The sequence below is a fragment of the Helicobacter suis HS1 genome, assembly GCF_026000295.1.
Classification (GTDB): domain Bacteria; phylum Campylobacterota; class Campylobacteria; order Campylobacterales; family Helicobacteraceae; genus Helicobacter; species Helicobacter suis.
On record NZ_AP026769.1, the window covers coordinates 348,825 to 359,781 of the forward strand.

The window sequence follows — 10,957 nt, forward strand, 5'->3', positions numbered from 1 at the left end:
AATTCAAGGACTAAGAATGAATGTAGATGAACAAAGTTTAGAGAATGCTCGCCAACTTTTTGAAAGTGGCGCAATCCATGCGATTGAAGTAGGGACATTTAAAGGTTTACAAGAAATCCACAAGGCACTTTTTAAAGGATTGTATGATTTTGCAGGGCAGATTAGAGATAAGAACATCTCCAAGGGTTATTTTAAATTTTGCTCTGCTTTGTATCTAAAAGAAGCCCTTAAAAAAATTGAAACGATGCCACAATCTTCTTTTGAAGAAATTATAGAGAAGTATGTAGAGATGAATGTTGCACACCCTTTTATGGAAGGCAATGGCCGCGCTACACGTATTTGGCTAGATTGCATACTTAAGAAAGAATTGGGGATAGTCATAGATTGGCAGTATGTGGATAAAAATGCCTATCTAAATGCTATGGAAAGAAGCCCTATTAATGATCTAGAACTTAAGACACTGCTAAGAGCACACCTGACAGATAAGATCAATGATAGAGAAGTGATTTTCAAAGGTATTGTGCAGTCTTATTATTATGAGGGACTACAATCCGCATTAGATAATAATCTACACAGCGGTGCATATTTTGACCCTTTTGTCAAACTCTAAAAAATATCTCAATACAAACAAACAATGTTTGGATACTTAGAGCAGATGAGCATACATTGCGCAGACGCAATAACATACATGCCCTAGGAATATCCCACCCTGTAGCAGGCCCCACTTTAAAGATGATACAATCTGTGTGTCATGGATTTGAGAGATTTTGTGTAACAAGGTATGCTTGGGCAAATTGTTATCACTGCGGTTATACTCCACACCACTCCCTCCATTTTTACCCTTGCTTGTTTTGCTAGGTTTTCTTTGATTTTCCCCAAAGTATTGCACCCAAGACAAGCCTTGTGCTCCAAACTTGTTTTTGAGCTCTTGTAAGGTGTTTTGCCACTTAAGAAAAGCATCGGGTTGTTTGGTAAGATCTGGCTGGTTATCTACTTGGATCAACATAGCAGGGCGAATCAATACCCCCTCTTGTTCTAGCTGTTGGTAATGCTTTTTGATCTCTTTAAATTTTTCTATGGCTTGATCGATGAGTTTTGAGTCTTCAAAGGCCTCGTTTGTTAGGAGAATATTGCGGCTTTTAAGAAGGTATTGCCCCGTCTCTGCCCCACTCTTTTCAATCTCGCTTTGGGTGATCTCTATGCGTGGATGGCGGATCTTTTGATCAAAAGTGGCGGTCATTCTTAGGATGAATGCGGCGTTTTCCTCTAAAAGTTTTTCAAAAGTAAGCTTTTCTGTATCTTCAGTTTTCTCCGTGCCAATGTGGGCTTCATCACGGATATAAATTAGGCGATAATCTCTTGCTGCCTCTAGCACAAAAGCCTCAATAATCTTTAGCTCTGTATAAAGCTTACCCTTGCCAAAGGTGGATTTGCCAAAGAGATAGATTTTATCCAATCTAAACCCAACCCAACCCCAACCACAACAACCCCCTAAACCCCCCAAACTAGAGAGCTAAGAACTTATCAAAGCTCCTAGCAATAGCCTAAGCCATTTGAAAAAATGGCCAAATTTGAGCCTATCAAATCCCCAAGGGGGGTAGGAAAAATGATGACACGAGCTAAGCAACTTGATAGCTTTAACAAATTTAGAACAAAGGAAATACAAATGCGCGTTTACACACGCAAAGACCAGCTATACGCTGAATACTACACTGAGGAGGGCAAGAGAGTTCGCAAGAGCTTAGGGCTAAAAGATACAGCTAAAAACCGCGCTAAGCTAGCTGATCAATTAGAGGCAAGAATACAGGCTGCACAGGCTAAGAAAAGATTTATCGATCCGCTAGAAGTGCCCTTTAGCACAACGCTAGAGGAATTCAAAGAACGCTACATTGGCTATAAGCAAAGCTCACAGCTAAGCATAGCAAACCGCCTTAAAACTATCAACTCTAAAGCTATCGGTGCTATCCTTAAGGGTGCTAAAACCCCATACTTTGACGGGGTGATCAATCAAGGTTTCTAAACTTTGGCTAAAAATCTGGATTGTATCGCCCGCTCCGGCTAGATTATTAAAGTTATCTAATTCTTTAGTTAGATTTTTCAAGCACTCTTCTAAGGTGTTTGTCTGTCCATCAAGGCCGATCAAATTAATAGTGTTGATCACATTGTTAGCATGTTGGCCAATAGCCGATCCATTATTTGCATTGCCCACTACCTGCAAAAAACTTACCAACCACGCCGTAAAGCCCCTAGCTTTAGCTATGGGGATATAAGGTGCATGCTCTTTAGAGCATAATAAAGAAGTGATCAAGCAATACATCGCCAACCAGCAAAACTCTGAAAGACCCAAGCAAAAAAACAAGTGGAAAGACTATGTTAATCGCCTACAAGCAGAAACTGCAAATACCACATTGTATGGTGTCCTAAATAATATAGACGAAAAGTCCTTGTAGATCAGGTAGAAGTAAGGTTAAAACAAATCATTTTGGAAGTGGCGCAAGAGCTAGAAGTAGAGATTTTGGAGATGGAAACAGATAAGGATCATATCCATATTTTGGCAGAAGTTGATCCTAGCTTTGGGGTGATGAAGTTTATTAGGACGGCTAAGGGCAGGAGTAGTCGGCTTTTAAGACAAGAGTTTGCACATTTGAGAACAAGACTACCTACACTATGGACAAACTCTTGTTTTATTTCTTCTGTGGGGTGTGCGCCTTTGGAAGTGATCAAGCAATACATCGCCAACCAGCAAAACTCTGAAAGACCCAAGCAAAAAAACAAGTGGAAAGACTATGTTAATCGCCTACAAGCAGAAACTCTACAGCACAAGCAGAAATAAGCATATAAGCAAACTTCTGCGCCTTTATGGCATTTGCTACAATCATTGTATCGCTTTGCATAAGCGGTATTTTAGACTTTTTAAAAAGCATTTAAAGCTTTATACCTTGCAAAAGCATATCACTAAACTAAAGAGAACAGCACGCTTTGCTTTTTTGAAAACTCTAGGCTCTCAAACCTTGCAAGAGCTAGTAGGGAGGATAGACAAGGTTTATAAAAGATTTTTTAAGAAACAAGGTAGACCACCACGATTTAAAAAGGTGGCTTTATACCAAATCTTTCACATTTAAGGGGCGAACAGGTTATAAAATCCAAAACAACATTATCTCTTTTAATGGCTATCGCTTTAAGTTTGTCAAAACCTACGACCTTGCAGGCAAACCCAAGACCTTAACCATTAAAAGAGATAATCTAGGCGATTATTTCTTGTGCTTGGTGTGCGAAACAGAGGATAACCTTAAGCCCGCAGGCGGTAACAGCGTGGGGCTTGACTTTGGGTTAAAAACTTTTCTCACATGCTCTAATGGCACACAAATCCCATCGCCTTTATTTTTCTCTAAATTCTTGCCTTTGATCCGTGCTTGCTCTCGCTCCCTATCCAAAAAGAAAAGAGGCAGTCATAACCGCCTAAAGGCTAGGCTAAAACTTGCTAGATTGCACCGCAAAGTCCAAAATCTTAGAAAAGACTTTTTCTACAAGATTGCTAATAGCCTAGCCAAACAATACGCCACTATTTTCATTGAAGATTTGAACCTGAAGGGTATGGTTAAACTTTGGGGGCGCAAGATTAATGATTTGGCTTTTGGTGAGTTTGTGGCTATCTTGGAGAGAAAAACCCAAGTGGTTAAGATTGATAGATTCTATCCCAGCTCTAAAACTTGTTCTAGCTGTGGGGAGGTTAAAGAGGACTTGAGCCTCAAAGATAGAATCTTTAATTGCCCCTCTTGTGGGTTTTCTTTGGATAGAGATTTAAACGCAAGCATTAATATTCATAGAGTGGGGGCATCCACTCTTGGAGGAGAAGCTGTAAGACCCGCCTAGCGGGCAAGCTTTGATGATCCCAGAATCCCCTAGCTTTAGCTATGGGGAGTATGTCAACAGAAATCTACACCCCCTTTGCCAAAGATTGTAACGATGATCTCAGACTAAGCCAGATTATAGGGGAAACAAGTGCAAACGCCAGTAGTGTGTATGGGTATGTTTCTAGGGGACTTGAGCAGTTAGAAAACCCCTATGTCTATACCAAGAGCAAAAGAGAGATTTTAGAGAAATTAGAAAATATTGCCACAATCAAAGATTTTAATACCAGCACTACAAACAGATTAGAAAAGGCACGCACACAGGTAGAATCAAAATTCAAAAAGAGATGGCATGGAAAATAGCATAGATAAGAATTTAAGCATATACGACACCATCTTATCTTTCTTTGTCTCACCCTCACAAAAGCTAACGGGTGATTTAGCAAAATCTATAACAGACCTTTTCCATGTCCAACTGAGTCTGAACATTATCATCTCCTTTTTGTTTATGTGGTGGGCATATCGGCGGCTTAAAGAGGGCGATATTTTCCAACTGAAAACCTTAATGGGTGTATTAGTTTTCTTTGTGTTTATGGGAGTGTTGAATTGGGCTATAGGACAGCCTATAGAATTTATGACAAAAATAAGAGAGATCATTACAACACCTGCTAATGCCTTGAGCAATGTGATTAGTGTTGCTATCAACAAAAACATCGTAGCTTTAAAAAATTATCCTCCCTCCGCATCCCTAGATAAATCTTTAGGCACATTGGTAAATAGCACCTATTACACTATTACACACCTCTATGATTCTGTATTCCACGATTTAGGTTTCAAGCTATTTTTTCAAGTTTTTCCACAACTAATTGTATTTTTGTTATTGGTTGTGGCACAAATCTTGTTTTTAGGACTGGTGCTTATTATTGTGTTACTAGTCTCTGTAGAAATGGCTATTTGGCTAGCTTTAGGCATTGTGGTCTTGCCTTTAGCATTATTCCCCCAAACTAAGGGGATGTTGTTTAGCTATTTGAAAAAATTAATATCTCTGACTTTCTACCAGCCTTGTATGACTTTAGTAGCATTTTTCAATTTGCAGGTTTTAAACTTCATCACGATAAGAATTCCTACAAGAAATGAGCTAGAGGCGGGAGCATTTAATGGGGCTAATCAATTACTCCAACAGCAAAATAAGGATATGGGAGGATTTTTAGACATCATCGGCTATTTCATTATCATTATTTTGGCTTCTATGATTTGCTTCTATCTTGTCAAACGCATCCCAGACTTTATCAACAATATTTTTGGCACAAGCGGAGGCGTGGGGGCTATCACTGAGATGATGCAAAAAATAGGCATGACAGCTGGAGGTGTGGTTGTAGGAGGCTCTATGGTAATGGCAGCTAATAAAATGAGCCAAGCTTACCAAAGTGCAGGAGGAGGGTTAGCAGGTCTAAGAGCAGGTCTAGGGGCTCTAGCTACAATGGGAGCAACAGGGGGCTTGAGCGCTCTAACAGACAAAGAGGCGCTGAGCTCTGGAGTGAAGTTTGGCGTGCAGAGTATCAAAAGTGCTTTAGGTATGGGACAAAATAGCCATCCTGAATCTGTAAGTCATAGTGTGAGTGCTAGCAATACTAAGGGTGGTGAAAATACGACTGAAAGGAATGATTCACAATGAGCAACTGGTAAGAGTAGGGACAATTACCTCCTACCACGCCTATGCTTAGAGTTCATTTGGTTTTCTGAGGATATTTCTTGAGTTTTTCTAATCAACTCTAAACTTTGTTGTTGGCAAAGTTGTAGAAAATGCGCAAATTCTTTTGAATTGTCTTGCACTTGACATTTTTCTAAAAGGTTTAAATACTCTGTCCTTTGCTCGTTGAGAATAAGTGGAGGGATGAGATCATTTTGGATAGTTTGGTATGCCATGATAAGTCGCCCTGTTCTTCCATTGCCATCGCTAAAGGGGTGGATTTGTTCAAAGCGTGCATGGAAGAGAGCGATCTGTTCTAGGTTTAGATTATTGCTAGGGTATTTGAAAAGCAGATTTTCTAATTCTTGAGAAATGAGATGGGGCAGAGTGATCTCTACACTAGAGCCGACAATTCTAGCTTCATTGCTTCTAAAAGCCCCAATGGGCTTAGGAATGAGATGGGGCATGGTCTTTAGGGCGTCTTCAAAGACAAGGTAGTGGATGTCCTTGATAAATGCCGTGTCTAAAAGTCTGTTAGGATTGCTAGCTTCTCTGATAATGGCATCATAGGCATTGGCAAATCCTAGAATGATGAGTTGTTCATGGATAGGTTTATTGTGGGCAGTTCTACCACTCTCTAACAAAGTCTTTGTTTCTCCAAAGCTAAGACTCAGTCCTTCTAAGGCATTGCTGTGGTGGGTAATGCTGGTACGCAGGGTTTTAAAAAGTCTTTCTTTTTCTAAGAAGGATAAGGCGCTTAGATTGAGTGCCACAGCTATTCTCCATTTTTACCATTTCTCAAAGAGAGGGGTATTATACAACAAGGTTACAACGCTTCTCATAACTAAGTGTGGAAAATATGCTACAATCAAGACTTGTAATAAAAACAAAAGGAAATCTTGGTATGCAGCGGTTTTCATGTGTTTTAGGCTCTGTGGCTCTAGCTTCTTGTCTTGTCTCTCCTCTAATGGCATTTAAGAGTGCTGAATACTATGCTACCCACGATGAGGAGCGTAAAAGTGTACTGAAAAAATGTGATGAACTAGCTATGGATGCCTTACAACAAGGAAAAAACTTAAGCAAGGAACAAGAGAGTATGTGTAAGAGTGCTGAGCATGGCAAGGCGTTATACAAGGATCGCTTGGCTAATCAAAAAAGTAACAAACGAAACGAAAAGATAGCTATGATCCTATCTCAATGCTATTTAAAAATGGCGGATGGATTAGCAAAAGGGCAGGATTACATCAAGGGGGATAGAACTTGTAAGGCGTATGTTAGAATGAGCGTATATAGAATGCACCCTCCTTCATTTCTTATCACCCGTGATCTAGAGCCTGTGTTATTCATTGCTCCAAAGACTGATGGAGAACCCAACTGGGATGGACCTCCCAAAGGAGATAAAACAAAACTCATCAAGTGTTATAGGGTGTTTGCCCGAAATCTCGCCAAAAATCACAGCTATGCCCCACTGGATAAGACAACAGCAAAAGAATGCAAAAAACAGATGGATGCTGGTCTAGCACCTAGTCTTCGCTAGAAGCTAGAATTTCCCCATTGCCACACAATACGCCCTTGGGCATCTCTGTTGACTTTTTCTAACACGGGGCATTGCACGCTCTGACATATAGAGCTCCTGCTCTTGGCATTTTTCATCTTACTTGTGTTGAGGCTATCGCTGGTAGCATGTGCGAGGCGATCTTGCTGGGTGAGAAAAGCCATGAGGTTTGATTGCATCGCCATTGTCTTATTCAAAAACAAAAGCTGGTTAGTGATCTCTCTTAAATACTGGAGGGTGAGAGTTCTGATTTTTTGGTTATAGTCTGCAAGAACTTGAGATTGGGCATCCTTGTCTTGAGCACCAACTAAAGCTTCTTGAAATTCCTTAGTGGTTTGATCCAAATCGTTAGAAAGCTTGTCTTTATTAAGCAAGATAGGCTCACAAGTGTGGGTTTCTGGATTTTCTCTACAATACTGGATTTTTTGTGGGTTGTCATTGGCATTTTTATCAGTTACGCCTAATTCTGCTCTGAGTGTATCTAATCTTGCCATCAAAGGTTGGATTTTTAGCTGCAGGGCGTTTTCCTCTTTGATTTTTTGTTGTAACCGGTTATAGGCCTTTTGCAAGCGTATCTGATTGACTTTTTGCCAATCCCCTCTAAGAATTGCCTTAGATTCCTCTATGGGTGAGATTATCATATGCCAACTCATCCTCCTTCTCATTGAGGGTTTCGCACAACATCACCCCTAAAGCCGCTCCGCTCAATTCCCCCTCCAAGCCTTGCAAATTAGAATAAGTGCTTTCACTTAATTGTTTAATGAGAGCCTGTGCATCTTTGATCAAGGCTGTTTGTTTCCCAGCTTGAGAGATAGCTGCGCTCAAATTATGAAAGTCTAGGACTTTGTTATGAGTGAGCTTACTCATATCTAGCCATGGACATTTTCTCTCTAAATACTTGTCTCTTAATTTATCTCTAATATCAAAATTTTGCACCGCCTGTTTTAAATCTTCATAGTTAGCTTGGATACTGGCTATCTGACTTTTAAATTGTTCTAAGAGTCTCATAGGATTAGCAATCGTAATAGCACTCCCACTAATCAAAGCATTTGCCCTATTCATCAGGTTATTAACCCTGTTCAACTGGGCAATTTGCTCTTGAGCTTTAGAAATCATTTCCTCATACTTTCTAAGCCCATCTACCATTTTGCCTATCATGGTGGTTTGTTGGCTGTTAGAAGTAGCTAGGTGAGCATTAGCCTCTGCATCATAGGTTAGCATACCAGTAGCTAGGGCACTAGACACGCCCAGAGTGCTAGATAAGATGAGAGATAGGAAAGGTCTACTTGACATAACTCTCCTTTCTTGCATTATACACGCCCACCCTTAAATGTGGCATATTTAGGTCTGAGAATTTCTAAGGTAAACCTTAATCAAAACTTAAAAAATTGCGCGTCGCTCTTAAAACCTTAAGAAAAACTTAATTATGAGGTTTCTCTTGATCGCTTCCCCGCAAATCTCACTATGCCAAGTTCTTTTGCCTCAGCAAGCAATACTAGTCAATGAACTCTTAGGTTTACTACAACAAAATCGCCCTGCAACCATAAAAGCACGCTCCCGTGTTCTACACCTACACAATCCTGCACTTTATTGCTAGACATCACTACAACCATCCATGCTGTGTTTTTCGCGATTATGCAGCTAACCACTAAAGAGAACACCACCTACCTACAACCTACAACACTCTAACACGCAACAGCACTCACTCCTCCCTCGCCATGTCTACATTACTTTTTTTAAGAAAACTTTTAAATTTTAAAAAGAAAAACATGCCAATCCATTCTCTTTTCAAAACAACAGAATCTGCACCGGAATTAGTTCCTCCACTGACATGCCATGTCCAAAGAATTTTAAGAAAATTTTAAAAAAATCCGCTCTCATGTCTAATTCACATGTTCATGTCAATAGGTAGGAAAGAGCTAAAGCTCTTTCCCTTATTAAGATTTATAATTGGTTGGAAAAATCTTTCCATCTTTCATTTAAAGTCCCTACACAGCGTATCTTAGAACCTTAGAGATTTATTAATTTTGCTGGTCTGTAGGCTGGTCTGTAGCTAGTTAGTTCTAATCTCTATAAGAGCTCAAAGCTAAAAAATCCACTGCAAGTTCCATTCTTACATGTCCTGACTAACTTAAACCAATCAAGGAGAAGAGAAAAATGGAAAAAATGGAAAACGAGCTCTTGCCTTTGAGTCGCACACAAAGAGAGCTCTTTGAAAATATCAAGGCATTTTTACACTACAAAATCAAAAACTTTACACCGGTACAGGCTTTAAAAGATGTGGCTAAGGTGCTCTGCTACCAAGAGGAGATTTTAAAATGCCCAAACATCAGCGCGCTAGAGCGTCTCTGCCACGCACTCTATAATCAAGGCATCAACCATATCTTAATGATGCGGGTTTTGTTTTTGTTCTTTGTTCACTTCAAAACCCAGATCAAACTAAAAAGCTTTAAAAGCCTTACTGAGGAGCAAGTAATTAGCTTTCTCTTTGAACTAGCCCAAACTAGAAAACCTAGCTCTATGGCTAAGTATGTGATGTATCTGAGGCAATTTTTTAACTATTTGGATAGAAAACGCGGGTATCACTTTGACTTCTCTCTTAAAAACCTTGCCTTTGCTAAAACAACACAAACTCTGCCCAAACACTTAAACGCACAAGACTTAAAAGCCTTTATCAAGACCCTTTTAAACTACCAAGCACGCTCTAGTTATGAAAAACGCAACAAGTGTATTCTCTTGCTTGTGATCTTAGGTGGTTTGCGCAAATCTGAAGTTTTAAACCTTGAGCTCAAGAACATTAAGCCTGAAGAGCAAAATTACTCCATTCTTGTGATGGGCAAGAACAGGAAAGAGAGAAAGGCTTATATCAGAAAATCTATCCTAGAACAAGCTCTGCATGATTGGATCAGTGATGCTAAAAGACTCCAACACTTCAATGGGGTATTTCTTTTCAAAAAAGCCACACTATCCCAAAGAACATGCCAACTCAAAAACTTCATCGCTAAGATTTTTAAACTTTCCAATATCAAGCACTCCCAAGCATATGGCACAGGTCTGCATCTTTTTAGACATAGTTTTGCTACCCTTATCTACCAAGAGACGCAGGACTTAGTTTTAACTAGCAGAGCTCTAGGGCATAACTCCCTACTCTCTACCAAAATCTACATCCACACTACCCAAGAGCACAATAAAAAAGTTGCCTGTGTGTTTGACACACTTTTAAACAAACAATAATGCAAGAGGATGAAAATTCGCTTTCTCTTAAATCTTTGCCTTTAGCTAGAGCCACCCGCTTTAGCTATAGAAGCGTTAATGAGCAGGCTAAGTTATACCGGCTAGCACACAGCTTAAAACAGAAAAGATAACTAGCACAATTCTATACTGAGCTCTAACAGCCAAAGTTTTCTATTAGTTCTCTCACCTGTTAATTCTTAGAGGTGTTACTCATGAATTCTTCTAAAATTTTTCTGTTAGTTCTCTTGGTTAGTAATAAGAGTTCTTGTATGGGTTAACACCTCAGTTTTTTTGGGTTTAAGAGCCTTCAGCAGAAATCCCACCCGTCTTTAGCGGGTGGGTGATTCACCAGCAAGTTCTCATAGGCATCTCTGGCCACTCACATCTTAGCAAAGGCGGAGTTCATAGAACAGTCCTTACAAATTTCTTATAAGTTCTAAAATCTATTCACCGTGAGTTCTTGCCATTTGCTACAAGTTCAAACACTATGCACCTCCAGTTAATTCTTAAGATGTTACCCATGAGTTCTTTTAAATTTTCCGACAAGTTCTAAAATCTCTTTTTCTTTTAGTTCCCTTAGAAATCAAACAACCTTGAGTAGAATACTAATAGTAAGAGCTCTTGTAT

Annotated in this window: 12 protein-coding genes and 3 pseudogenes; 10 read left to right on the forward strand and 5 right to left on the reverse strand. The window is 39.6% G+C overall.

What is annotated here, in order from left to right:
• The first annotated feature begins 16 nt into the window (after positions 1-16).
• Positions 17-610 (forward strand): protein adenylyltransferase Fic, encoded by a 594-nt coding sequence (gene fic, locus OO773_RS01960; protein WP_006564286.1) that lies wholly within the window; start codon positions 17-19, stop codon positions 608-610.
• 36 nt (positions 611-646) lie between these two features.
• Here fic and OO773_RS01965 read toward each other — a convergent pair whose 3' ends face one another.
• Positions 647-1,456 carry a hypothetical protein gene (locus tag OO773_RS01965; RefSeq protein WP_073117564.1) on the reverse strand — a complete coding sequence of 270 codons (810 nt, stop codon included), beginning with the start codon at positions 1,454-1,456 and terminating at the stop codon, positions 647-649.
• 210 nt (positions 1,457-1,666) lie between these two features.
• On the opposite strand from OO773_RS01965, the gene OO773_RS01970 reads away from it, so the two are divergent.
• Positions 1,667-2,020, forward strand: a complete 354-nt coding sequence (locus OO773_RS01970) for a hypothetical protein (protein ID WP_064430156.1) — start codon at positions 1,667-1,669, stop codon at positions 2,018-2,020.
• On the opposite strand, the gene OO773_RS01975 is transcribed toward OO773_RS01970, so the two are convergent.
• Positions 1,913-2,308 carry a hypothetical protein gene (locus OO773_RS01975; protein WP_264828649.1) on the reverse strand — a complete coding sequence of 132 codons (396 nt, stop codon included), beginning with the start codon at positions 2,306-2,308 and terminating at the stop codon, positions 1,913-1,915. The genes OO773_RS01970 and OO773_RS01975 overlap by 108 nt on opposite strands.
• Here OO773_RS01975 and OO773_RS09930 point away from each other — a divergent pair.
• From OO773_RS09930 to OO773_RS01995, 5 genes and pseudogenes are all read left to right on the forward strand, one after another.
• Positions 2,301-2,393 (forward strand): annotated as a pseudogene (locus OO773_RS09930) (IS200/IS605 family transposase); the annotation flags it as partial. The gene OO773_RS01975 and the pseudogene OO773_RS09930 sit on opposite strands and share 8 nt — an antisense overlap.
• A gap of 14 nt (positions 2,394-2,407) precedes the next feature.
• Positions 2,408-2,833: pseudogene (tnpA, locus tag OO773_RS01980) on the forward strand (IS200/IS605 family transposase).
• A pseudogene (locus OO773_RS01985) lies at positions 2,787-3,873 on the forward strand (RNA-guided endonuclease InsQ/TnpB family protein). The pseudogenes tnpA and OO773_RS01985 overlap by 47 nt, the downstream one beginning before the upstream one ends.
• Before the next feature lie 50 nt (positions 3,874-3,923).
• Positions 3,924-4,214: a hypothetical protein gene (locus tag OO773_RS01990; protein WP_232048861.1), complete on the forward strand. Its 291-nt coding sequence runs from the start codon at positions 3,924-3,926 to the stop codon at positions 4,212-4,214.
• Positions 4,204-5,526 (forward strand): type IV secretion system protein, encoded by a 1,323-nt coding sequence (locus OO773_RS01995; protein ID WP_264828650.1) that lies wholly within the window; start codon positions 4,204-4,206, stop codon positions 5,524-5,526. Before OO773_RS01990 ends, OO773_RS01995 begins: the two co-directional genes overlap by 11 nt.
• Positions 5,527-5,549: 23 nt before the next feature.
• Here OO773_RS01995 and OO773_RS02000 read toward each other — a convergent pair whose 3' ends face one another.
• Positions 5,550-6,314, reverse strand: coding sequence for a Fic family protein (locus tag OO773_RS02000; RefSeq protein ID WP_050780180.1), 765 nt, complete (start codon positions 6,312-6,314; stop codon positions 5,550-5,552).
• Between the two features lie 77 nt (positions 6,315-6,391).
• On the opposite strand from OO773_RS02000, the gene OO773_RS02005 reads away from it, so the two are divergent.
• The gene (locus tag OO773_RS02005) at positions 6,392-7,078 is read left to right on the forward strand and encodes a hypothetical protein (RefSeq protein WP_143159247.1); all 687 of its coding nucleotides are present in this window, start codon (positions 6,392-6,394) and stop codon (positions 7,076-7,078) included.
• Here the strand turns inward: OO773_RS02005 and OO773_RS02010 are convergent.
• Positions 7,075-7,737, reverse strand: a complete 663-nt coding sequence (locus OO773_RS02010; RefSeq protein ID WP_233711664.1) for a hypothetical protein — start codon at positions 7,735-7,737, stop codon at positions 7,075-7,077. The two genes, OO773_RS02005 and OO773_RS02010, sit on opposite strands and share 4 nt — an antisense overlap.
• The gene (locus OO773_RS02015; RefSeq protein WP_233424244.1) at positions 7,709-8,389 is read right to left on the reverse strand and encodes a hypothetical protein; all 681 of its coding nucleotides are present in this window, start codon (positions 8,387-8,389) and stop codon (positions 7,709-7,711) included. Before OO773_RS02015 ends, OO773_RS02010 begins: the two co-directional genes overlap by 29 nt.
• Positions 8,390-9,262: 873 nt before the next feature.
• Here OO773_RS02015 and OO773_RS02020 point away from each other — a divergent pair.
• Positions 9,263-10,330, forward strand: coding sequence for a tyrosine-type recombinase/integrase (locus OO773_RS02020; protein WP_034375873.1), 1,068 nt, complete (start codon positions 9,263-9,265; stop codon positions 10,328-10,330).
• A complete protein-coding gene (locus tag OO773_RS02025) occupies positions 10,330-10,461 on the forward strand; it encodes a hypothetical protein (RefSeq protein ID WP_256624001.1) in 132 nt (43 codons plus the stop codon). The genes OO773_RS02020 and OO773_RS02025 overlap by 1 nt, the downstream gene beginning before the upstream one ends.
• Positions 10,462-10,957: the final 496 nt, after the last annotated feature.